Genomic DNA, 24125 nt, shown 5'->3' on the forward strand with positions numbered 1-24125 from the left:
CACAATGTCACCACGAGCTCTGAAGGCCCTCGAGCCCGCCGCGACCGATCCGGCGTCCATCCGCAATTTCTGCATCATCGCCCACATCGACCACGGCAAGTCCACGCTGGCCGACCGGATGCTCCAGATCACCGGTGTGGTCAGCGACCGCGACATGCGCGCCCAGTACCTGGACCGCATGGACATCGAGCGCGAGCGCGGAATCACCATCAAGAGCCAGGCGGTGCGGATGCCGTGGCAGGTGGACTCCGGAACGTACGCCCTGAACATGATCGACACTCCGGGTCACGTCGACTTCACCTACGAAGTGTCGCGTTCGCTCGCCGCGTGCGAGGGTGCGATCCTGCTGGTGGATGCGGCGCAGGGCATCGAAGCCCAGACGCTCGCGAACCTCTATCTCGCTCTCGAGAACGACCTCACGATCATCCCGGTGCTCAACAAGATCGACCTTCCTGCGGCCGACCCCGAGAAGTACGCGGCAGAACTCGCGTCGCTCATCGGCGGCAAGCCGGAGGACGTGCTGCGCGTATCCGGCAAAACGGGGATGGGCGTGGAGGAACTCCTCGACCGGGTCGTCGAGCTCATCCCGGCCCCCGTCGGCGACGCGAAAGCACCCGCCAGGGCGATGATCTTCGACTCCGTGTACGACAGCTACCGCGGTGTCGTGACGTACGTGCGCATGGTCGACGGCCAGCTCTCGCCGCGCGAACGCATCCAGATGATGTCGACCAGGGCGACGCACGAGATCCTCGAGATCGGTGTCAGCTCCCCAGAACCGACGCCCAGCAAGGGTCTCGGCGTCGGCGAGGTCGGCTACCTGATCACCGGGGTGAAGGATGTGCGCCAGTCGAAGGTCGGTGACACGATCACGACGGCGTCGAAGCCGGCCACCCAGGCCCTGGCCGGGTACACCGAGCCCAAGCCCATGGTCTTCTCGGGGCTGTACCCGATCGACGGCAGCGACTACCCGGAACTGCGGGAGGCGCTGGACAAGCTGAAACTGTCGGATGCGGCGCTCGTCTACGAGCCGGAGACCTCGGTCGCGCTCGGATTCGGGTTCCGCTGCGGATTCCTCGGCCTGCTGCACCTCGAGATCGTGACCGAACGGCTCGAGCGCGAGTTCGGACTCGACCTCATCACGACGGCTCCGAGCGTGATCTACGAGGTCACGACCGAGGACAAGAAGACGATCACCGTCACGAACCCGAGCGAGTTCCCCGGCGGCAAGATCGCCAAAGTCGAGGAGCCGATGGTGAAGGCTGCGATCCTCGCGCCCAAGGACTACGTCGGCGTCATCATGGAGCTCTGCCAGAGCCGTCGCGGTTCCCTTCTCGGCATGGAGTACCTCGGTGAGGACCGCGTCGAGATCCGCTACACGATGCCGCTCGGCGAGATCGTCTTCGACTTCTTCGACCAGCTGAAGAGCCGGACCGCAGGCTACGCATCCCTCGACTACGAGCCGGCCGGCGAGCAGGAGGCCGACCTGGTCAAGGTCGACATCCTGTTGCAGGGCGAGCAGGTGGATGCGTTCAGCGCGATCGTCCACCGCGACAAGGCGTACGCCTATGGTGTGCTGATGACCGGCCGTCTGCGCGAGCTGATCCCGCGCCAGCAGTTCGAGGTGCCCATCCAGGCTGCGATCGGTGCGCGGATCATCGCGCGCGAGAGCATCCGGGCGATGCGCAAGGACGTCCTGGCGAAATGCTACGGCGGTGACATCACCCGCAAGCGCAAGCTCCTCGAGAAGCAGAAGGAGGGCAAGAAGCGCATGAAGATGGTGGGTCGGGTCGAGGTCCCGCAGGAGGCGTTCATCGCCGCGCTGAGCGGCGACGTCGAGAAGAAGGACAAGAAGTAGGTCAGTCCTCCGCGCGGCGGTACGAACTGACAACCGCTCGGGACTGGACGGCACGGGACTCGGCGAGCGTGCGGCTCAGGGCCGCGCGAGGCCCGCGGCGACGGCCGCGAGGATCGCGTGTCGCTGCGCCGGGGATGCGGAACCCGCGTCGACGACGACCAGCGCGTGGTCGACATAGCCTTCGGTCCAGCATCCCTGTCCGGAAGCGCGAAGGCAGATGTCACGAGCCGCGTTCACACCGGCGATCGTCACCGGCACCGGCGTCGAAGCGACCGTTGTGTAGATGATGGGGGCGCTACCGTCCGCTCCCTGCACGATTGCAACGTTGATCCCGTCCTGCGATCCGCAGTGCATCGCGCCCGACTGGTGAACTGCGGCGCGGAAGACTTCGTCATATGCGTCGGTGTAGTCGAGGGTCATACCGGCGTATGGGTCCGTGACTACCGTGAAACCGGGGACCACCGTCCGGATGCTGCTCTGGATCGCGGTGCAGTCGCGCATGGAACTCCAGCGCGAAGACGGAAGGGCTTGCGCTGACACGAGCGATCCTGCCTCGTCGAGCGCGGTGATCGTCGACCGGACGGCCGACTCCAGTTGCGCCCGCATCCCCGGCGCGGTCGCAGTGGAGACATCCGACTGCGAAAGGTGGGCCGACACCCAGGTCGACCCGGCGAGTGCTTGGATCTCGCACCATTCGCCGTCGCCATGTTTGCAGCCGCCTACGGATCGCGTACCGAGAGCCAGGCCGTCGAAGGTCGCGATGTCATAGCTGTTGGAGCCCGTGAATGTCTGGAACGACGCCGCCGCATCGGGGAGCACGGCGACACTCAGCATGTGAGTATCCGACATCCAGACGCAGGTGAAGTAGCCGGCCTGGATCGCGGACAGCAGCGTGGTCGCCGACGGCGGATTGATCGGGCTCATGAACTCCGCGCGCGCGCTCGGCAGGGCGCCCGCGCTCGGCGGCGCGACCCTGTAGTCGACTGGCGCCGACAGGACCAGCTTCGGATCGACCGCGTTCACAGTGGCCGACGGCACCATGGATTCGCAGGTGGGATACGTCTGGACCGGCGTGGGACTGGGGGTGGGAGTCGTGGATGGGGCGACTGCGGCAGCGACGGTGTGCGCGGGCGGCGGAGGCTGGGTGCATCCACTCAACGCAAGCGCGACTGCAACTGCGATGGCGCTGATGGCGACGGCTGCCCGAACCTGGCCCGCACGAATCGTCATCTCGCTCCTCGATCTGGTTGGCCAACGCTAATGGAGCATCGAACCGCGGCCCCATCCCGTCCTACCCCCCAATGCGGGGGGCATCACCTGGTGGGCGTCACACACCCGAGACTCTCGTAAAGTTGACGCATGCGCCGCTCCACGTTCACCGACCAGCCCGTCACGTACGGTGCTGTCGGAGGGACGCAGGCCGCTGACCTGCTCTACTACCCGCCGAAGGGCTACCGCCCCATGATCCGTGAGGCGCGGCTCGGCTCCGGCGAAGAGCGTTTCCAGGCGGCCGCCGCATCGCTCATGACCTGGGGTGTGCAGCGCGGGAGCGGTATCAAGGTAACGGATGCGCGCGAGGGCACCGGCGTCCAGTACGAGGGCGTGATCTTCAATCCGGACGGCACGCCGGCCAAACTTCAGGAGCACCGGCAGTCGGAGGCGGTCTTCGCCGAGGACGGTTCCCCGTACATCGTCAACGGGATGACCGCCGTGTTGAAGATCCCGTTCTGGCCCTTCCACGTCTCCGCACCGGTCCGCGTCGTGTATGTGATCGACGAGCAGAACCGCGTCGGCTTCGCGTACGGAACCCTGCACGGACATCCGGAGAGCGGCGAGGAGGCGTTCATCGTCGAGCACCGTGACGACGGTTCGGTCTGGTTCGTGGTGCGTGCCCTGGGCCGCCCGGCGAACGGCTTCTACCGCGCGACGTATCCGATCCTCCGGCTCGTCCAGCGGCACTATACGAACAAATACATGCGTTCACTCCTGCCCGCCAGGGCGGCGTAGCGGATGCCGAGCGCGCTTCCTCTCGGCGATCCGGCGCCCGCCGACGGCCTTCTGCCCGGGTCCGCGGCAGTCGGCGCAGCGGAACGCAACTTCGGCGTCTACCTGCATGTGCCGTTCTGCCGGGTGCGCTGCGGCTATTGCGACTTCAACACCTACACGGCCACAGAGCTGCGCGGAGTCTCCCAGAGCGACTATGCAGTTCACGCCGTGCACGAGGTCGCATTCGCGCAGCGTGTTCTCGAAACCAGCGGCGTCGCCGCGCGTCCGGTCTCGACCGTGTTCTTCGGGGGCGGGACTCCGACCATGCTCCCGTCGACCGACCTCACGGCCATGCTCGGTGCGGTGCGGGAGGCCTGGGACCTCGCGGCGGGTGCCGAGGTGACGACGGAGGCGAACCCGGACTCGGTAGACGCCGAGTACCTGCGCCGGCTTGCCGACGGCGGTTTCACCCGCGTCTCCTTCGGGATGCAGTCCGCGGTTCCGCACGTGCTCGCCACCCTGGAGCGCACCCACGACCCCGAGCGCGTCCCGCTCGTCGTGGAGTGGGCGCGCGACGCCGGCCTCCAGGTCAGCCTCGACCTCATCTATGGCACACCGGGGGAGACTCTCGACGACTGGGAGCGCTCGCTCGACTCCGCGATCGCCTGCCGCCCCGACCACCTTTCGGCCTATTCGCTGATCGTCGAACCGGGCACGAAGCTTTCCAGGCAGATCCGGTCCGGTGCCGTTCCGGAGCCCGACGAAGACCTCCAGGCCGACATGTACGAGGCGGCGGATGCGCGCCTCGTCTCGGCAGGCTACGACTGGTATGAGGTCAGCAACTGGGCCACGGATGAGGCGCACCGCTCCCGGCACAACCTCGCGTACTGGCAGGGTCACGACTGGTGGGGTGTCGGCCCCGGGGCCCACAGCCATGTCGGCGGCGTGCGCTGGTGGAACGTGAAGCACCCGTCCGCCTACGCGGGCCGGATCGCAGCGGATGAATCCCCGGCGGCCGGTCGCGAGACGCTCGACCCGGAGACGCAGCGTGTCGAGCGCGTGCTGCTGCTGACGCGCATCCGTGACGGTCTCGCGACCAGCGAGCTCGACGCCGACGGCCGGCGCGAGGTCGCGGGCCTCATCGCGGATGAGCTCATCGACGCGAAAGCCGCCCTGCGCGGGTCAGTCGAACTGACACTGCGCGGGCGGCTCCTGGCCGACGCGGTCGTGCGCCGGCTTCTCGCGAACAGCTAGCTGACGAAGCGGATCGCGATCGGGTAGACGTACGGCTGACCTGCGTTCGCCCTCACCGCGGCGATGATGCTGAACACGATGTTCACCACCCAGACCGCGAGAAGAATGAGCAGGCCGATCCCGACGACGAGGAGCACCCAGCCGACCACGTACGCGATCGCGAGCGTGATCTGGAAGTTCAGGGCTGTCGCCGTGTGCTCGCGCACGAACGGTCCACGGTCCTTGAGGACGAGGTAGCCGATCAGCGCTGGGATGAAGTTGAAGAAGATACCACCGATGTGGACCAGCGTCGCCCAGAGCCGTTCGTCGGCCGGGTTCATCTGCGGCGTCGGCTGGTACGGCTGGGCAGGCGGTGGCGTTGCGTCAGACATCATTTCTCCTTGGGTGCCCGAGGGTGGGCGCTCGATTGACAGCCCCACCCTAGGGCACAGCGTCGGCGTGGCCGCGGAGGCGGCGGCTACTTGATGAAACGGAAGTTGAACGGGTAACGGTAGGTGCCGCCGCCGTTGACTCTCACGAATCCCAGGATCGAGAACACCAGGTTCACGATGTAGAGGACCCAGGGGATCAGGAGCGAGAACACGAACGAGATCGGCCAGGCGGGCGTCGCCAGCAGGATCGACCCGAGGATCCCCGAGACGAGCCAGACGAGGATCCAGGTGATCTGCCAGTTCAGTGCTTCCTTGGACTCCTGGCGAGTGAGCGCCCCCCGGTCTTTGAAGACCAGGAAGATGATCAGCGACGGGAGGAACCAGAGGATGCCGCCGAGGTGGGCGAACGACGCCCACTGCTTGTCCTCAGCAGCGGTGAGCGGCGCGCCCGGGGCGGCAGCAGCGTACGGCTGCTGCGGAGGGACGCCGGCGGGCTGGGGCGGCACGTTCGCGTACGGCTGCTGCGGCGGCACGGGCTGCTGCGGCGGAACCGGCTGCTGGGGCGGGACTCCCGAGCCTGTCGGGTCGACGGGAGGTTGGTTGGGGTCGGTCATGATCGGTGCCTTTCATTCCAGTGGAACTCAACGGACCTGCTCGGTAGGCGCGTGCACCTTTCGATGTGATCGATCCGGGCGATCGTGCGAACTCATGCATAAGCTACTGCCGTGAAACTGCCGGGTGCAATGATTCGATGGCGTGTCGAAGCGATATGATTAGCACTCAGGCTAAACGAGTGCTAACAGGTCGGTGTCAGGGAGGCGACGAGAAGATGGTGTCGGATCGGAGCCTCGAGGTTCTCCGCGTGATCGTGCAGGACTACGTGGCGTCGCGCGAGCCCGTCGGGTCGAAGAGCATCGTCGAGCGCCACGCGTTCGGTGTGTCCGCAGCGACGATCCGCAACGACATGGCCGCGCTCGAAGACGAGGAGCTGATCGTCGCGCCGCACACGTCCTCCGGCCGGGTCCCCACCGACAAGGGGTACCGGGTCTTCGTCGACCAGCTCGCCGATCTGAAGCCGCTCAGCCATGCTCAGCGCCAGGCCATCGAGGTCTTCCTCGGGCAGTCCGTCGACCTCGACGACGTGCTCGCTCGCACGGTCCGCCTGCTCTCGCAGCTGACCCACCAGGTCGCGCTCGTGCAGTATCCGTCGGTCTCACGGTCGCGCATCCGCCACATCGAGTTCGTCGCGCTCGCACCCCAGCGGCTCCTGAGCGTGCTCATCACGGACTCAGGCGCCGTCGAGCAGCGCGTGATCGAGGTTCCCCGCGAACTCGATGATGAGCGCATCGCACAGGTGCGGACGGCCGTGAACTCCGCGACCGCCGGGCTGACGCTCGCCGAGGCCGCGGCGCGCCTTCGCGCACTCGCTGGGAATAGCGGTGAGCCCGGTCATGACGTGATCGCACCGGTCGCTAAGACCGTCGTCGAGCAGATCGAGGCGAACCGGCAGGACAAGCTGCTGATGGCGGGCGCCGCCAACCTGGTGCGCACCGAGCACGACTTCACCGGAAGCATCTATCCGGTGCTGGAGGCGATCGAGGAGCAGGTCATCCTGCTCCGTCTCTTCGGTGAGATGGCGACCGACCAGCACGGCGTGTCCGTCTCGATCGGACGGGAGAACGCGCCTTTCGGCCTCGCTGAGACGAGCGTTCTCACCAGCGGCTACACGTCGGCCACCTCCGGCATCGCCAGGCTCGGCGTGCTCGGCCCGACCCGCATGGACTATTCGAACAACATGGCGGCCGTCCGTGCCGTCGCCCGATACCTCTCCCGACTGCTCGGCGAGAACTAGCAATCGACAGTTAAGGAACTGCCTACGTGGCTGACCACTACGAAGTACTCGGCGTCGACCGCGACGCCACCCCCGATGAGATCAAGAAGGCCTACCGTCGTCTGGCACGGGAACTCCACCCCGATGTGAACCCGAGCCCCGAGGCGTCCGAGCGGTTCAAGCTCGTCACCCACGCCTACGACGTGCTGAGTGACCCCCAGCAGCGGGAGCAGTACGACCTCGGGCCGCAGGCCGGTTTCCCCGGTGCCGGCGGCTTCGGGAACTTCGGCGACATCTTCGAGACGTTCTTCGGAGGTGGCGGAGGCGGAGGCCGCGGTCCCAAGTCGCGGCGCGAGCGTGGCCAGGATGCGCTCCTGCGCGTCGAGGTGGATCTCGACGAGATCATCTTCGGCACCCACCGCGACCTGGAGGTCGACACGGCGATCGTCTGCGAGACCTGCAACGGGTCGTGCTGCCAGCCCGGCACGGCGCCTGTGACCTGCGACATCTGCCACGGGTCCGGGAGCATCCAGCGCTCGGTGCGCTCCCTGCTCGGCAACGTGATGACCTCGAGCCCGTGCGGCACCTGCCGGGGGTTCGGCACCGTCATCGTCACGCCGTGCGTGACCTGCCAGGGCCAGGGCCGGGTACGCGCCAGGCGTACGGTGCCGGTCGACATCCCCGCGGGCGTGGACACGGGGCTGCGCCTGCAGATGCCCGGAAGCGGCGAGGCCGGTCCGGCAGGCGGACCGAACGGCGACCTGTACCTCGAGATCAAGGTGAAGCACCACGATGTCTTCAGCCGCGACGGGGACGACCTCCTGTGCACGCTCGAAGTGGCGATGACGGATGCGATCCTCGGCACGCACGCGAAGGTCCGGGCTCTCGACGGCGACATCGAGATCGAATTGAAAGCCGGCGTGCAGAGCGCCGACATCATCACGGTGAAGGACCGCGGCATCACGCACCTGAGGGGAAGCGGGCGCGGCGATCTCCGGGTGGGCATCCAGGTCGTCACCCCGACGAAGCTCGATCACAAGGAGCGTGAGCTGATCAAGCAGTTCGCGTCGACCCACAAGCAGGAGGCACCAAACCTGGCGCGCTTCCAGCAAGGCCTCTTCGCGAAGCTCCGCGACCGCTTCCTCAACGTCTGAGCATCGTGTGAGCTCCCTCTACCTACGCGAAGACCTCGTGTCGACGTCGGCCGGCGAGCGGCTCTCGATCGTCGGCGCCGAGGCGAAGCACGCGGCGACGGTGAACCGCACGCGGCCGGGAGAGGTGGTTGCGATCGGGAACGGTCGCGGGTTGACGGCGACCGGACCGGTGATCGCGGCGACCCCATTCGAGCTGACGATCGAGGTGCAGTCGGTCGAGCAGGTCGGTCGGCCGACCCCGCTGGTCACGCTTGCCCAGGCGCTGGCGAAGGGCGACCGCGACGAACTGGCCGTGCAGGCCTCGACCGAGCTCGGCATCGACGCGGTGATCCCGTGGGCCGCGGACCGCTCGGTCTCGCGGTGGGACGGACCCAAGGTGGCGAAGGGCCGCGACCGCTGGAACGCGATCGCGCGCGAGGCGGCCAAGCAGTCCATCCGCCCCTGGCTGCCCGAGGTGGGCTCACTGCTGACGTCGAAGCAGCTCCCTGCGCTGGCGTCGACAGCGCGGATGCTCGTCCTCGAGCCGACGGCGGAGACTCCGCTCACGGCGATCCGACCGGACGGCCGGGACATCGTCGTCGTCGTCGGGCCGGAGGGCGGCCTGTCGGACGCCGAGCTGCACCGGTTCGCCGAGGCCGGGGCCGAACTCGTGCGTCTCGGCGAGACCGTGCTGCGGACCTCGACCGCCGGTCCCGCATCGATCGCCGTACTGAACGCCGCGCTCGGGCGCTGGTGATCCCTCCGATCGCTGGCGCGAAACCCTTAAGATAGACCTATGGCAACGGACGAGCGTTCGATCTTCACGCGCATCATCGCGGGCGAGATCCCGGCCGACGTCGTGTTCGACAGCGAGCGCATCATCGCGTTCCGCGACATCGCACCCAAGGCGCCGGTCCATCTGCTCGTCGTTCCCAAGACCGAGCGGTACCGCGATGTGGTCGAGCTCGCCGCGAGCGACCCTGACCTTCTCGCAGAGTTGGTCGCGACGGCGAACACGCTCGCCGAACAGCACAGCAACGGCGAGTTCCGGCTGGTGTTCAACACCGGTGCCACCGCCGGCCAGACGATCTTCCACGTTCACGCACACGTGCTCGGCGGACAGCTCGAGGAAGGAACCCTTGCCCAGTAGCGACTACCCGTCCCCCGAAGGCCAGGCCGAAGCGCGCCTGCACATCGACGGTGTCGCCATGGTGCGCCTTCTCGGCCCCCAGGACCGATTGCTGACGACGATCGAGCGCCAGTACCCGATGGTCAGCGTGCACGTGCGCGGCAACGAGATCACCCTTTCCGGCGACCCGGCGCAGGTCGACGCCGCCCGACGACTCATGGAGGAACTACTCGTCATGGTGAAGAACGGCCAGGAGATCAGCCCGGCCGAGGTCACGAGTTCGGCCAAGATGCTGAGCTCCGACCTCAACCTCAGTCCCGCGGATGTGCTGAGCCAGGCCATCCTTACTGCACGCGGCAAGAGCATCCGGCCGAAGACGCTCGGGCAGAAGCAGTACGTCGATGCGATCGACCACAACACGATCGTCTTCGGTATCGGCCCCGCGGGCACCGGCAAGACCTACCTCGCGATGGCGAAGGCCGTTCAGGCGCTGCAGCGCAAAGAGGTCAGCCGCATCATCCTGACCCGTCCGGCGGTCGAGGCCGGCGAGCGGCTGGGCTACCTGCCCGGTACCCTCACCGACAAGATCGACCCGTACCTGCGGCCGCTATACGACGCGCTGAACGAGATGATGGACCCGGAACTGGTGCCGAAACTGCTCGCCGCTGGGACCATCGAGGTGGCCCCGCTCGCCTACATGCGCGGACGCACCCTGAACGACTCGTTCATCATCCTCGACGAGGCGCAGAACACCACGCCCGAGCAGATGAAGATGTTCCTCACCCGGCTCGGGTTCGGTTCGCGCATGGTCGTGACGGGCGACATCACCCAGATCGACCTGCCCACGGCGGCGAGCGGGCTGCGGCTCGTGACCCGCGTGCTGAAGGACATCGACGACATCCACTTCTCCCGACTCACCAGTGACGACGTCGTGCGCCACACGCTCGTCGGACGCATCGTCGACGCCTACACGGTCTACGACGAGCAGAAGCAGGCGCTTCACTACGAACGAGAGCAGGCGGCGGAGTTCGCCAACCGTGCGGAGCGCCGTTCGGGCATTCCCCGCGACCGCCTGCCGAAGAGACGATAAGGGCCCAGCGTGAGCATCGAAGTCAACAACGAATCCGCGATCCCGGTCGACGAGGCCGCGCTGCAGCGCCTGTCCGCGTACGCGCTCGACGCGATGCACGTCCATCCGGATGCGGAGCTCGCGATCGTGCTGGTCGACGAGGCGGCCATGGAACAGCTCCACGTGCAGTGGATGGACGAGCCGGGACCCACGGACGTGCTCAGTTTTCCGATGGACGAGCTGCGACCCGGCACGGAAGACCAGCCCACTCCGGCCGGGCTCCTCGGCGACATCGTGCTCTGCCCGCAGGTGGCCCAGGCCCAGGCGGAGACTGCCGGCCACAGCATGATGGACGAACTCCTGCTGCTCACGACGCACGGCATCCTGCACCTGCTCGGATTCGATCACGCGGAGCCGGAGGAGGAGAAGGAGATGTTCGGCATCCAGCGCGACATCCTCATCGGCTTCTCCATGCACGAACGACGACGATAGGGGCGCGGATGCTCGTCGCTGTCTTCTTCATCGTCGCCTTCCTGCTCGTGGCGTTCGGTGGCCTCATGGCTGCGGTCGACGCGGCCATCTCGGTGCAATCGCGAGCGGACATCGCTGATCTGGCGGAGGGTTCGCGGTCGAGGCGGTCGCTCCTCGCGATCGCGGCGGACCCTGGCGCACACTTCAACGCCATCAACTTCATGCGGATCATCGCCGAGACCACGGCGGCGGTCCTGGTGACCCTCGCGTTCTCGATGATCTTCGAGCAGTGGTGGCTCACCCTGCTGCTCGCCGCGCTCATCATGACGGGCGTCTCCTTCGTGCTGGTCGGCGCCAGCCCGCGCAGTGTCGGCCGCGCCAATTCGAAGGTTCTGCTCCGGCTCACCGCTCCGCTCGTTCACTTCATCCGCGTGCTGCTGGGGCCGATCGCGAACGGACTCGTCGCACTCGGCAATCGCGTGACGCCCGGCCGGGCGAGGTCGGCCACGGTCGCGTCGGAGGAGCAGCTCCTCAGCATCGTCGACGAGGCGACGGAGCTCGACGTTCTCGAGGAGGACGATCGTGAGCTCATCCATTCGATCTTCGAGTTCAACGAGACGGTCGTGCGCGAGGTGATGATCCCGCGCACCGACATGGTCACCATCGACACCGCCGCCGGACTCGGCACGGCGATGGGGCTCTTCCTCAGCAAGGGCGTGTCGCGGGTGCCGGTCATCGACGGCGACCCCGACGAGGTCGTCGGCGTGCTCTACCTGCGCGATGTGGCGAAGCTCAGCTTCGAGAGTCCGCTCGGTGTCGACGAGGTGACGATGGGGGACCTCGCGCGCCCCGCGCTCTTCGTGCCCGAGTCGAAGAAGGCCGACCAGCTGCTGCGGCAGATGCAGCTCGAATCCAACCATCTCGCGATGGTGGTGGACGAGTACGGCGGAATAGCGGGCCTCGTGACGCTGGAGGACCTCATCGAGGAACTGGTCGGTGACATCTCCGACGAATACGACCGCGAAGTCGAGCTCGTCGAGGTGGTCGGAGAGGGGCGGTACCGGGTCAGCGCGCGCCTCCCGGTCGACGAGCTCGGCGAACTCTTCGGGCTCGAACTCGACGACGAGGATGTGGACACCGTCGGCGGGCTGTTCGCCAAAGCGCTCGGCCGGCTGCCGGGGCCGGGATCCGTGGTGACGACGAGCGGACTTCACTTCACGGCCGACCGCACAGAGGGCCGGCGCAAACGTCTCAGCACCGTGCTCGTCGAACGCGACGCCGCACTGATCAACGCGCAGGATGCGCTTCTGAAGGAGAACGAACCATGAACGACTACCACGCCGGCTTCGTCTCCTTCGTCGGACGGCCCAACGTCGGCAAGTCGACGCTCACCAACGCGCTCGTCGGCGAGAAGGTCGCCATCACCAGCTCCAAGCCGCAGACGACCCGTCGCGCGATCCGGGGGATAGTGCACCAGAAGAACGGGCAGCTGATCCTGGTCGACACACCGGGCATCCACCGGCCGCGAACCCTGCTCGGCGAGCGTCTCAACTCGCTCGTGCAGTCGACCCTCGGCGATGTCGACGTCATCGGCATGTGCGTGCCGGCGAATGAGAAGATCGGGCCCGGTGACCGTTTCATCAACGAGCAGCTGGACGAGTACCCGCGGGCGAAGAAGATCGCCATCGTGACGAAGATCGACGCCGCAAGCCGGACCGCGACGGCCGAGCAGCTCCTTGCGATCTCTGCATTGCGCGACTGGGAGGCGATCGTGCCGATCTCGGCGACCAGCCGCATCCAGCTGGACACGCTGACGAGTGAGCTCGTACGCCTGCTGCCGCTGTCGCCGCCGCTCTATCCCGACGACGCGATCACCGACGAGGGTCTCGAAGACCGCATCGCCGAGTACATCCGCGAAGCCGTCCTCGAAGGCGTCGACGACGAGCTTCCCCACTCGCTCGCGGTGACCATCGACGACATCGTCGAACGGGACGACAAGGACCTCGTCGAGGTGTACGCCAACCTGTTCGTCGAGCGTGACAGCCAGAAGGCGATCATCATCGGCAAGGGCGGCAGCCGCATCCGCGACATCGGAGCCCAGGCCAGGCCGGCGATCGAGAAGCTGGTCGGACAGCACGTGTTCCTGTCGATCCGCGTCAAGGTGGCCAAGGACTGGCAGCGCGACCCGAAACAGCTCGGTCGCCTCGGATTCTGACGGAACGTACATCTCGAGGATGAATTCGAACGCCTCGACGGGGCCGAAGAAGGCGAATGCCGCGACGGACGCCTCCGGCGCGCCGTACGGTGGAGGGATGTTCGACCGTTTCGTGGCCTTGCGCTGGGTGCTGGAGCCAGCCGTGGCGGTCGTTCTGCTCCTGTCCTGGCTCCTCTTCGGCTCGGTGACGGAGGTCCAGAGCGCCGTCGCCGTCTCCTTCTTCTGCGGTGCTGTGGCGCTCTCGCGGATCGCGCCCGGGGTGGCGCTGGCGCTGACGTGGTGCGCAGCCCTGATCTCGCTGGTCGGGTCCTCGGTCGTTGCTTCGGCTTCCGGATGGATCGCCTACAGCGCGGTGTTGCTGACGCTCTTCGGCGTCGCGGCGCACGGCAGGCGCGTAGTCCTCTGGCTGGCCTTCGCCAGCGCCCCGCTGCTCGGTTTCGGCGGTGCGATCGTGCTCGGCAGGAGGAACTCGATCGCTTTCCCGCATTTCGGTCCCTCGATCGGAGGGATCTATGCGAGCGACGGTGTCACCGTCCTTCTTCTCTGGCTGGTGCTCACCGCGGGCCTCTCCATCGGGTGGTTCGTCGGATACTTGGTCGCGCGGCAGCGGGTGAGTACACAGACGGGCGGCGCCTCGGTGCTGGTCTGGCTCGCGCAGTCCGGCGGTGCGCCGGTGGGCGCGCCCGGCCCGGATTCAGGGATGCTCGTTCGTCGCCTGACGAGCCGGCAACTGCTCGCCGATGTGTCGATCGCGGTCGTCTTCGCACTCGGGTGCGCTGTCGCGGGCGGCAGCAGCCCGAGACCCTGGATCCTGGTCACGGTCGGATTCACTGTCGCGGTGGCGCTCCGCCGGATCTCTCCCGCCGTCGCCCTCGCCGTCGCCTGGATCGCAGCGATCGTCCAGATGACCGCGGGTCTCGGCGTCCAGTTCAGCGATGTCGGCGTGCTCATCGTCCTCTATGCGACTGCCGCGTACGGCGATCGAATCGTCCGCTGGGCCGGCCTCGTCTCGGCCGGTGTGGGGGCCGTGGTCGCCGCGTTGTATCTTTCGGTCAGTTCGGCTCTGGAGACCGGCTATTTCAACCTGGTCTCCGGCCGGATCGCCGCACTGGCGCTCCAATTCGCCTTCCTGTTCGTCGTCTCCGCGACCGTCCTCGGGCTCTCGTGGGTGCTCGGTCTCCTGGTGCGCACGTGGCGCGCATCCATCGCGAGCAGGCGCGCGCAAGCGCAGGCCGAGGTCGAGCGACTGCGCGCCCAGGAGGACGTGGTCGTCGAGCAGGAGCGCACGCGGATCGCCCGCGACATGCACGACGTGGTCGCGCACTCGCTCGCGGTGGTCATCGCCCAGGCCGACGGCGCGCGATACGCACGAGCTACCGACCCGGATGCGGTCGATGAGGCCCTGACGACCATTGCGGCAACCGCACGCGAAGCTCTCGGCGACGTGCGCCTCCTCCTCGGCGAGCTGCGGCACGCGGAGGGCGAGGGTCCGCAGCCGAGCCTCGCCGACCTGGACCGTCTCATCGACCAGCTGCGCGCCTCCGGGCTCCCGGTCGAGTTCAACCGGACAGGCGATGAGGTGCCACTCGGGTCCGCCCACCAGATCGCCGTCTACCGCATCGTGCAGGAGGCGCTGACGAACGCCCTGCGGCATGGCGACACCAGCAGGACTGCGACCGTCGACCTGGTCGGCGAACCGAACGGAGTGACGATCACGGTGACGAATGCAGTGGGCGACCCAGAGACAGTGGACCTTCACCCGCAGCGTGTCGGCCACGGGCTTCCCGGGATGCGCGAACGGGCTGTCCTCTCCGGCGGTTGGCTGACGGCCGAGCCGCGGGGCGACCGCTTCGTGGTCACGGCGTTCCTGCCGATGCCGTCGGCCGTGCGCCAGGGAGGGGCCGCATGACCGGGGAGCGCATCCGCGTGGCACTCGTCGACGACCAGGCACTGTTCCGGGCAGGCATCCGGATGCTCGTATCCTCGCAGCCCGATCTCGCGTTCGCCGGCGAGGCGGCCAACGGGCGCGAAGGTGTGGGCCTCGTTCGGGATGCGCGCCCCGACGTCGTTCTCATGGACATCCGGATGCCCGTGATGGATGGCATCGCGTCCACGTCCGCGATCATCGAGGCGGCCGAGCACGACGGCTTTCCACCGCCCAGGATCATCGTGCTCACGACCTTCGATCTCGATGAAGCGGCCGCCCGCGCCATCCGGGTGGGGGCGAGCGGCTTCGTTCTCAAGGATGCGGAGCCCGAGTTCCTCCTGGCCGCGATCCGCACGGTGCATGCGGGCAGCGCTGTGATCGCCGCGGGTGCCACGCGCGAGCTCTTCCAGTTCTTCTCGGCGGCACAACCGTCGAAACGCCGGCCGGAGTCCTTCGGCTCCCTGACCGCACGGGAGCGCGAGATCTTCATCCTCGCGGCGCGGGGCCTGAGCAATTCCGAGATCGCGTCATCCGAATACCTGAGCGAGGCGACCGTCAAGACGCACATCAGCCGGATCCTCGGAAAGCTCGGCCTGCGCGACCGCGTCCAGCTCGTCGTGTTCGCCTTCGAGCACGGGCTGAACTCGTGGGAATCATCCTGACGATGTAGGCGGTGTCGCCCCTGCGCCCGATTCGGTCTGCGGCCCCGCGACCGTACCGTCGGAGCATGGACATCGACACCACCGAAACCGGCCTCGTCGCGCGCGTCGCGAACGCCACCAAATCGTACGGAGCCGGCGCAGGCAGCGTCCACGCGCTCGACGACGTCTCGATCGGAATCCGCGCGGGCGAATTCACCGCGATCATGGGCCCGAGCGGGTCGGGCAAGTCGACGTTGATGCACGTGATGGCAGGCCTCGACACGGTGAGCGGGGGGCGCGTGTGGCTGGGCGACACGGAGATCACGGCGCTGGGGGATGCGCAGCTCACTGTTCTGCGCAGGCGTCGCGTCGGTTTCGTGTTCCAGTCGTTCAACCTCGTTCCGACCCTCGACGTCTCCGGGAACATCCTGCTGCCGTTCGAGCTCGACGGCCGGAAGCCGACCGCCGAGGAACGGGCCTGGATCGACCACCTGATCGACTCGCTCGGCCTCGGCGATCGGCTCACGCACAGGCCGCACGAGCTCTCCGGCGGGCAGCAGCAGCGCGTGGCGATCGCGCGAGCGCTCGGAACCCGGCCCGACCTCATCTTCGCGGACGAACCCACCGGCAACCTCGACTCCCGCACCGGCCGGGAGGTGCTCGCGCTGCTCGCCGCCGCCAGTGTCAGCTACGGGCAGAGCATCGCGATGGTCACGCACGACCCCATCGCCGCGAGTTACGCAGACCGGATCGTCTTCCTCGCCGACGGTCGCGTCGCCGATGAGCGGACACGCTCGACGCCGGAAGAGATCTCGGCGTACATGCTCGGCATGGAGCAGCGGGCATGAGCGGCGCGATGACCGCGGTGCGCACGAACGCGCGCGAACACAGGGCGAGCATCCTGGTCTCGGCCCTGAGCTCCGCCTTCGGGGTGATGCTCCTCGCTGCGACCGGGGTCCTTGCAGCGTACGTATCGAAGGACGAGGTCGGGCGGCACGGCGCCGTGCAGGCCGCACTGTCGATCGTGGCCGGCGTCTTCATCGTCATCGCGGTGTACGTCGGAGCGATCGTGACGACGAACACGTTCGCGACGATCGTGGCCGGACGCACGCGCACCATCGCGCTCCTGCGTCTCATCGGATCGAGCTCCCGGGCCCAGCGGCGCGCGGTGGCAGGCGAAGGGCTCGTGGTCGGCGTCATCGGAGCGATCGGGGGAGCGGTGATCGGTGTCACCCTCACGATCGTCGCCGTGCGTCTCTTCGTTGCGCTCGGCACCCTGCCCGACCTCGCGTATCCGCTCATCGAGCCTGCCTACTTCCTGCCCGTCGTCGTGGTCGTGCTCACGACGTGGCTCGCGTCGTGGGTGGGCAGCCGGCGCGTTCTCTCGGTGACCGCGATCCAGGCGATCGGAGCCGCCCAGGAGCCGACGGGCGACGAGCTCCGCCGCAAGCCCGTTCGCAACGGTGTGGCGTTCGTCCTGATCGGCATCGGGTTCGTGCTCCTCGCCGGAGGCGTCGCGCTCGGGATCGTCAGCTCACTGGGCGTGCTCGTCGGCCTGGTGGGCGGTGTCCTCTCGTTCACCGGTCTCGTGCTGGCCGCACACCTGTTCATGCCGTCGGTCCTGCGCGGCGTCGGGTTGCTGTTCGGCCGTTCGGCGCCGGCGCGCCTGGCCGCGGCGAACGCCGTGCGCAACCCCGAGCGGAGCACGCGGACGACCATCGGCCTCGTGATCGGGGTGACCCTCATCACGATGTTCGTCGTCGCCGCTTCGTCGTACCAGCAGATGATCGCCCGTGCAGCGCAGAGCGATCCCCAGCTCTACCAGGGCGTCGACAGCGTCCTGTCGGTGACGATGATCGTCTTCTCGGTGCTCGTCGGCTTCTCCGCAGTGATCGCCGCGATCGGAGTCGTCAACAACCTGTCGCTCAGCGTGCTCCAACGCACGAGGGAGCTGGGGTTGCTCCGGGCGCTCGGCTTCAGCTCCGGCCAGGTGCGCAGGCTGATCCTCTCTGAGAGCGCCCAGCTGACGATCGCCGCGGTCATCGCCGGACTCGTTCTGGGCGTCGTCTACGGGTGGGCCGGCGCCCAGTCGCTTCTCGGCTCGATTCCGGGTGGCGGATTCGTGCCCCCCGTCGTCCCGTGGGAGCTGCTCGTGGGTGCCGCCGCCGGTGCCGCCGGGCTCGCTGTCGTCGCATCCGTCGCGCCGACCCGCCGGGCGACCGGGGTGTCGCCGGTCGTTGCGCTCGCCATCGACTGAAGGGTTTCGCAGACTCCTGACCGGGGCTCGCCGAAGGGGGTTCGGCGGGTCTCGGTCGGGTTCATGAAAGTCCCGGAAATCCGCGGGATTCCGCCCGTGCTCCGCGCGTCCAGGTCGCGCTTTCTTCCGCGTGGATTCTTGTTTGCTTGGAGTTGGCTGGGCGCGCCTTATGCAGCGGCTTGCCATCAGCTGCAAGGCCGATAATGAGTTCGCACTACGAGGAAGGAACATCGGTTGGGCCTGCACTGGATCATGACGCTACGGATCGATCAGCGACCCTTCCTGACGACGATCGACCTCGTCGCGGCGGCGTTCGTCGTCTATCTGCTGGTACGCAGGCCGACGATCCGCTTGATTGCGACCACGCTCATCGCCGTGGCCGCGGGCGCCGTCCTGGGGCTTGTGGTCTGCTGGGTCCTCGTTGACGAGATCGACTTCTTCGGCGTCGACCTGAGCGCCATCACCCGGATGTGGGTAGCGCTCGCCTTCGCGGGGATAGCTCTCGTCGTCGTCAACCTCTGGGGCGCCCGCTGGTGGCGCAAGGTCATCGCAGTGGCGGCTGTGCCGGTCCTCGTGATCACCGCTGCGGCAGGGATCAACGCGGATTTCGGCGCCTACCGCAACCTCAACGACGCCGTGGGTGTCAACCCGTACAAGGTGATCAGCGTGGGTCGGGTGAGCCACCCGCTGCACACGTCGTCGATACCGACCCTCGCCTCGTGGACGCCGCCGGCGAAACTGGCGAAGACCGGGCGGATCTCGTCCGTAGAGATCCCGCCGACCGTCTCCAACTTCCCGGCCAGGCCGGCGACCATCTACCTGCCGCCCGCCGCCCTTGCGGCCAACCCGCCCGCGTTGCCGGTCCTGCTCACGATGGCCGGTCAGCCCGGCCAGCCCTCCGACATGTTCACCGCCGGTCACTTGGGCACGATCATGGACACCTACGCTGCAGCGCACAGAGGGATAGCCCCGATCGTCGTCGAAGTCGACCAGCTGAGCAACCCCGAGCACAACCCGATGTGCGTCGACGGGCCGCTGGGCAACTCGGCGACGTACATCCTGACCGACGTGGTGCACTGGATCAAAGCCCATTTCCGTGTGATCACGACACCCAACGCGTGGGGGATCAGCGGATTCTCGCAGGGCGGAACCTGCACGGTCCAGTTCGCCGCCGGTCACCCGAACATCTTCGGCACTGCGCTCGCCATCTCGAGCGAACTCGGCCCCACGGTGGGACACGACACCGTCCAGAAGGGCTTCGGTGGATCGGCAGCCAAGGCCGAGGCGGCGCAGCCGAGATCGTTGTTCGCGGCGCACGCACCCTTCAGGAACAGCCTGATCGTCTTCGCGTACGGCCAGGACGATGCCCGCTACACCGCCTTCGCGCAGGCCCTCGAGCGCTCGGCGAAGAGCGCCGGAGTGACCACCGCGACGCTCGTCTCGCCAGGCACGGCGCACGACTGGAACACCGTGAGATACGCGCTGCGGGTCGGGATCCCGATGATCCTCCCGCATCTGGGGCTGGCCCCATGACCGGGCCGGCACCGCGCGAAGCGGCGACAAGGGAGACGGACCTCCGGCGGCTGCAGGGCCCCGCTGCGTGGGCGGCACGCGCCGTCATCGGCCGCCCCTTCACCACCGCGGTCGTCCTCAGCGTCCTGACGCTCGCGCTGCTGACCGGCCCGCTGCACGGTCCGACCGGCGGTGCCCGCTCCTGGATCGGCACCGGATTCGAACCGGTCGTCGAGAACGGCCGCTGGTGGACGCCCATCACGAGCGTCTTCTTCACCGGCGGACTCGTCGAACTGCTCACGGTTCTCGTCGCTGCGGCCCTGTTGCTCGGCTGGGCCGAACGTCTGCTCGGGTCGGCGAGGACAGCTCTCGCCTTCATAGCTACCACTGTCGTCGGCACCTTCGCCGGGATCGGGCTGCAGGCGCTCGGAGCCCGCGGAAACGAACTGTGGGCGCACGGGGTCATCGAATTCGTGACCCTGGACCCGCTGACCGCGATCGGAGGGACGATAGCGACGGCCAGTGCCTTCGCGAGTGTCCTGTGGCGCCGTCGCATCCGCGTCGTCACCCTGCTCGTCTCGGTGATGTTCCTTCTCTACTCCGGGCAGCCGTCGGACATGTACCGTCTGCTGGCGGTGCTCGCCGGCATCGGGCTCGGTGTGCTCCTCCACGACGGCCGCGTCTCGCGCACCTGGATCCGCAGCTCCCACCATGAGGTCCGGGTGCTGCTTGCGTCGACGGTCGTGATCACGGCGTTCGGGCCGGTGATCGCGCTCCTGTCGAAGTCGCGGTTCGGGCCGCTCGCGCCGATCGGGCTCCTCTTCAGCAACGACGTGCCCGCCCCCGGCGATGTCGTCGACCGCTGCCAGGCGTTCGCCGTCACTCAGGCGTGCGTGCGCGACGTCACACTGGAGCGGATCAACGGGCTCGGCCCCATCCTCGTCTCGGTGCTTCCCCTCCTCGTCCTGGTCGTAGCTGCTTACGGGCTGCTGCGCGGGCGGCGGTTCGGTGTCTGGCTCGCCGCCGCCGTCAACCTCCTGTTGTCGGCGCTGGCGGCGATCTACTTCGGGCTGCTCCCGCTGCCGGGCGCGACCTCCCCGCGGATCACCGGTCGTTACGCGGAGCTCACGATCGAGCTCGCCGTCTCCGCCGTGCTCCCGCTCGCGATCGCCGTCATCCTCATCGCTCTGCGACGTCACTTTCCTGTGCAGGCCTCACCGCATCTCGTGCGCCGGTACGTCCTCACGGTCCTCGTCGCCGGCGTCGCGCTGGCCGGCCTCTACGTCCTTGTGGGCTGGATGCTGCGTGAGACCGGCTTCACCCGGCCGGTCGGCGTCGACGACCTGCTCAACGATGTCTTCGAGCGGTTCATCCCGGTCAGCTTCCTGCGTCGTGAACCGGCGGGCTACCTGCCCACTTCGCCGCTCGGAACCATCGTCTACCACAATGTCGGCACGCTGTTCTGGCTCATCGTCATCGGCGCCGCCATCCCGGTGATGCGCAACGACGCGACCCGCAACCGCGGCGGGGATGTCGAGCGGGCGCGCACGATGCTCACGCGCGGCGGCGACGCGATCTCGTTCATGTCGACATGGCCCGGCAACTCCTACTGGTTCGACCCGGTCGACGAGGTGGCGGTCGCCTACCGCGTGATCGGGAGGATCGCACTGACGACGGGCGGCCCGTTCGGTGCGGCGCCCGGCCACGACACGCTCGGCCGCTTCGCGCGATTCTGCGACGACCACGGGTGGGTGCCCGTGTTCTACAGCATCGACGCGGCCACGCGTGCCCGGTTCCAATCGATGGGCTGGGAGACGATGGTCGTGGCGGAGGAGACGGTGCTTCGCCCTCAGCAGTGGGACATGACCGGCAAGAAGTGGCAGGACGTCCGGTCGTCGATCAACCGGGCGCAGCGCGCCGGGATCCGCGCGGAATGGACGACGTACTCCGAGTTACCGCTGGCGACGGCCAACCAGCTGTCGGAGATCTCAGAGCAGTGGATCGCTGAGAAGGACCTTCCCGAAATGGGCTTCACGCTCGGCGGACTCGACGAACTCCACGATCCTGACGTACGGCTGATGCTCGCGATCGGCGAGGACGGCCGGGTCGAAGGCGTGACCAGCTGGCTGCCTCATTATCGGGACGGCGAGGTCGTCGGCTGGACGCTCGACTTCATGCGCCGCCGCCCCGGCAGCATCAATGGAGTCATGGAGTTCCTGATCGCTGAGGCGGCCATCCGGATGCGCGACGACGGGGTCGAGACCATGAGCCTGTCCGCCGCGCCGCTCGCACACACGGCTCGCCCGGGCGACGCCGACCGGTCGGTGATGGATCGCGTGCTCGGCTTCATCAGCGCCTCGCTGGAACCGGTCTACGGCTTCCGCTCCCTGCTCGCGTTCAAGCGCAAGTTCCAGCCGGAGTACCATCCGCTGATCATGGCTTTTCCCGATCCGGTCGCGCTCCCGGCGATCGGCGTCGCGCTGGTCAGGGCGTACCTTCCCGGCATTTCGGTGGGCCAGGCCGCGAGCCTCGCGCGGGGCCGCGCATGACGCACGCCTCCGCAGGTGGTACCGTTGACTTTGTGTACGGTCTGCTCCTCCTTAGCTGCCGCGACGAGTCCTAATCTGAGGCCTCACTCGTCGCGGAGTCTGTCGTCGGCTCAATTCCATTCGCGAGGAGAACAGAGACCATGAAGAACAATCAGGCGCCGAGCGCCATGCCGATCCACAAGTACGTGCCGTATCACCAGCAGTTCGCGGTGAAACTGCCGGACCGCACCTGGCCGGATGCAACGATCACGAAAGCCCCGCGCTGGTGCGCGGTCGACCTCCGCGACGGCAACCAGGCCCTCATCGACCCGATGAGTCCCGAACGCAAGCGCATCATGTTCGACCTGCTGGTCCGGATGGGCTACAAGGAGATCGAGGTCGGCTTCCCGAGCGCGAGCCAGACCGACTTCGACTTCGTGCGCAGCCTCATCGAAGAGGACGTGATCCCCGACGATGTGACCATCCAAGTCCTGACACAGGCACGCGATCACCTGATCAAGCGCACCTACGAGTCGCTGGTCGGCGCTAAGCAGGCCATCGTCCATCTCTACAACTCGACGAGCGTGCTGCAGCGCGACGTGGTGTTCCGCACCGACAAGCAGGGGATCATCGACATCGCCCTGCACGGGGCGCGCATCTGCCGCGAGATGGAGTCGATTGTGCCGGGCACCACGATCTTCTACGAGTACTCGCCCGAAAGCTACACCGGAACGGAACTCGAGTTCGCCGTCGACATCTGCAACCAGGTGCTCGAGGTCTTCGAACCGACCCCGGAGCGCAAGGTCATCATCAATCTGCCGTCCACGGTCGAGATGGCGACGCCGAACGTGTACGCGGACTCGATCGAGTGGATGTCGCGTCGTCTCGCGCACCGTGAGAACGTCATCCTGTCCCTGCATCCGCACAACGACCGCGGAACCGCGATCGCAGCCGCGGAGCTGGGCTACATGGCCGGCGCGGACCGCATCGAAGGGTGCCTGTTCGGCAACGGCGAGCGTACCGGCAACGTCGACCTGGTCGCCCTCGGGATCAACCTGTTCACGCAGGGCATCGACCCGCAGATCGACTTCAGCGACATCGACGCGGTGAAGCGCACCGCTGAGCACTGCAACCAGCTGCCCGTGCACGAGCGCAGCCCGTGGGCGGGCGACCTGGTCTTCACAGCTTTCAGCGGATCGCACCAGGACGCGATCAAGAAGGGCTTCGAGGCGATGGCCGCCGACGCCGATGCGCAGGGCAAGAGCGTCGATGAGTTGCTGTGGGCCGTTCCCTACCTGCCCATCGACCCGAAAGACTTGGGCCGGAGCTACGAGGCGGTCATCCGCGTCAATTCGCAGTCCGGCAAGGGCGGCGTCGCCTACCTGCTCAAGACCGACCACGCTCTCGACCTGCCGCGCAAGCTGCAGATCGAGTTCTCGGGGGTCGTGCAGGCGAAGACCGACGCGGAGGGCGGCGAAGTCACCAGCGAGCAGATCTGGGAGATCTTCCAGGACGAGTACCTGCCGGCGCCGATCCATGATGCCGTGAACAAATGGGGCCGGTTCGAGCTCGCGAGCATGAGCACGTCGAGCGACCTGAGCGGAAGCGTCGAGCTGACCGTGACCCTGCGCGACGGCGACACGGTCGCCAAGGCGGTCGGCACCGGGAACGGCCCTATCGCAGCCTTCCTCGACATCCTCAACCACCGCGGTGTGGACGTGCACCTCTACGACTACTCGCAGCACACGCTGTCGGCGAGCGAGTCGGCGTATGCGGCCGCCTACGTCGAGCTCGAGGTCGACGGCCGCCGCCTGTGGGGCGTCGGGATCGACGCTGACACGTCGACCGCGTCCCTCAAGGCCGTCGTCTCGGCGGTGAACCGGGCCGTCCGTTTCGAGACGCCCGCCTTCGCCGACTCCGAGCCGGTCCACGCCTAGCCCCAGCAG

The 24125-nt window shown here is 67.5% G+C and carries 21 protein-coding genes; 18 read left to right on the forward strand and 3 right to left on the reverse strand.

Translation table 11 applies throughout. The annotated features are described in order from the left end of the window. Positions 1–4: 4 nt before the first annotated feature. The gene (gene lepA, locus ACV7NN_RS00825; protein ID WP_463347704.1) at positions 5–1855 is read left to right on the forward strand and encodes a translation elongation factor 4; all 1851 of its coding nucleotides are present in this window, start codon (positions 5–7) and stop codon (positions 1853–1855) included. Positions 1856–1930: 75 nt separating this feature from the next. Here lepA and ACV7NN_RS00830 read toward each other — a convergent pair whose 3' ends face one another. Continuing rightward, complete coding sequence (locus ACV7NN_RS00830; protein WP_463347705.1) at positions 1931–3085, reverse strand: hypothetical protein; 1155 nt, start codon at positions 3083–3085, stop codon at positions 1931–1933. Positions 3086–3214: 129 nt separating this feature from the next. Between ACV7NN_RS00830 and ACV7NN_RS00835 the strand changes: the two genes are divergently transcribed. Beyond that, the gene (locus tag ACV7NN_RS00835) at positions 3215–3862 is read left to right on the forward strand and encodes a DUF1990 family protein (protein ID WP_463347706.1); all 648 of its coding nucleotides are present in this window, start codon (positions 3215–3217) and stop codon (positions 3860–3862) included. A gap of 3 nt (positions 3863–3865) precedes the next feature. Further along, positions 3866–5095, forward strand: a complete 1230-nt coding sequence (hemW, locus tag ACV7NN_RS00840; protein WP_463347707.1) for a radical SAM family heme chaperone HemW — start codon at positions 3866–3868, stop codon at positions 5093–5095. On the opposite strand, the gene ACV7NN_RS00845 is transcribed toward hemW, so the two are convergent. Further along, positions 5092–5466, reverse strand: a complete 375-nt coding sequence (locus tag ACV7NN_RS00845) for a DUF4870 domain-containing protein (RefSeq protein WP_463347708.1) — start codon at positions 5464–5466, stop codon at positions 5092–5094. The genes hemW and ACV7NN_RS00845 overlap by 4 nt on opposite strands. Positions 5467–5552: 86 nt before the next feature. Beyond that, the gene (locus ACV7NN_RS00850) at positions 5553–6080 is read right to left on the reverse strand and encodes a DUF4870 domain-containing protein (RefSeq protein ID WP_463347709.1); all 528 of its coding nucleotides are present in this window, start codon (positions 6078–6080) and stop codon (positions 5553–5555) included. A 215-nt stretch (positions 6081–6295) separates the two neighbouring features. On the opposite strand from ACV7NN_RS00850, the gene hrcA reads away from it, so the two are divergent. The 15 genes from hrcA (at position 6296) to leuA (ending at position 24116) form a co-directional block, all read left to right on the forward strand. Then, entirely contained in the window at positions 6296–7318 is a 1023-nt protein-coding gene (gene hrcA, locus ACV7NN_RS00855) for a heat-inducible transcriptional repressor HrcA (protein WP_463347710.1), read from the forward strand. Between the two features lie 26 nt (positions 7319–7344). Next, positions 7345–8451, forward strand: coding sequence for a molecular chaperone DnaJ (dnaJ, locus tag ACV7NN_RS00860; protein ID WP_463347711.1), 1107 nt, complete (start codon positions 7345–7347; stop codon positions 8449–8451). Positions 8452–8458: 7 nt separating this feature from the next. After that, positions 8459–9187, forward strand: a complete 729-nt coding sequence (locus ACV7NN_RS00865; RefSeq protein WP_463347712.1) for a 16S rRNA (uracil(1498)-N(3))-methyltransferase — start codon at positions 8459–8461, stop codon at positions 9185–9187. A gap of 39 nt (positions 9188–9226) precedes the next feature. Beyond that, positions 9227–9580: a histidine triad nucleotide-binding protein gene (locus ACV7NN_RS00870; protein WP_463347713.1), complete on the forward strand. Its 354-nt coding sequence runs from the start codon at positions 9227–9229 to the stop codon at positions 9578–9580. A 58-nt stretch (positions 9581–9638) separates the two neighbouring features. Continuing rightward, positions 9639–10649, forward strand: a complete 1011-nt coding sequence (locus tag ACV7NN_RS00875; RefSeq protein ID WP_463351207.1) for a PhoH family protein — start codon at positions 9639–9641, stop codon at positions 10647–10649. Between the two features lie 9 nt (positions 10650–10658). Further along, positions 10659–11120, forward strand: a complete 462-nt coding sequence (gene ybeY, locus ACV7NN_RS00880) for an rRNA maturation RNase YbeY (protein ID WP_463347714.1) — start codon at positions 10659–10661, stop codon at positions 11118–11120. Positions 11121–11128: 8 nt separating this feature from the next. Continuing rightward, complete coding sequence (locus ACV7NN_RS00885; RefSeq protein WP_463347715.1) at positions 11129–12427, forward strand: hemolysin family protein; 1299 nt, start codon at positions 11129–11131, stop codon at positions 12425–12427. Then, positions 12424–13314: a GTPase Era gene (gene era / locus ACV7NN_RS00890; protein WP_463347716.1), complete on the forward strand. Its 891-nt coding sequence runs from the start codon at positions 12424–12426 to the stop codon at positions 13312–13314. Before ACV7NN_RS00885 ends, era begins: the two co-directional genes overlap by 4 nt. A gap of 19 nt (positions 13315–13333) precedes the next feature. Then, the gene (locus ACV7NN_RS00895; RefSeq protein ID WP_463347717.1) at positions 13334–15223 is read left to right on the forward strand and encodes a sensor histidine kinase; all 1890 of its coding nucleotides are present in this window, start codon (positions 13334–13336) and stop codon (positions 15221–15223) included. Beyond that, positions 15220–15903, forward strand: coding sequence for a response regulator (locus ACV7NN_RS00900; protein ID WP_463347718.1), 684 nt, complete (start codon positions 15220–15222; stop codon positions 15901–15903). Before ACV7NN_RS00895 ends, ACV7NN_RS00900 begins: the two co-directional genes overlap by 4 nt. A 65-nt stretch (positions 15904–15968) precedes the next feature. Beyond that, on the forward strand, positions 15969–16730 hold the full coding sequence (locus ACV7NN_RS00905; RefSeq protein WP_463347719.1) for an ABC transporter ATP-binding protein: 762 nt from the start codon (positions 15969–15971) through the stop codon (positions 16728–16730). Then, entirely contained in the window at positions 16727–18139 is a 1413-nt protein-coding gene (locus ACV7NN_RS00910) for an ABC transporter permease (RefSeq protein WP_463347720.1), read from the forward strand. Before ACV7NN_RS00905 ends, ACV7NN_RS00910 begins: the two co-directional genes overlap by 4 nt. Positions 18140–18391: 252 nt before the next feature. Continuing rightward, the gene (locus ACV7NN_RS00915; protein ID WP_463347721.1) at positions 18392–19672 is read left to right on the forward strand and encodes an alpha/beta hydrolase; all 1281 of its coding nucleotides are present in this window, start codon (positions 18392–18394) and stop codon (positions 19670–19672) included. Beyond that, the gene (locus ACV7NN_RS00920; RefSeq protein ID WP_463347722.1) at positions 19669–22200 is read left to right on the forward strand and encodes a phosphatidylglycerol lysyltransferase domain-containing protein; all 2532 of its coding nucleotides are present in this window, start codon (positions 19669–19671) and stop codon (positions 22198–22200) included. The genes ACV7NN_RS00915 and ACV7NN_RS00920 overlap by 4 nt, the downstream gene beginning before the upstream one ends. A 140-nt stretch (positions 22201–22340) precedes the next feature. Next, on the forward strand, positions 22341–24116 hold the full coding sequence (leuA, locus tag ACV7NN_RS00925) for a 2-isopropylmalate synthase (protein WP_463347723.1): 1776 nt from the start codon (positions 22341–22343) through the stop codon (positions 24114–24116). Positions 24117–24125 lie beyond the last annotated feature (9 nt).

The organism is Leifsonia sp. Ger2509 (assembly GCF_055231915.1).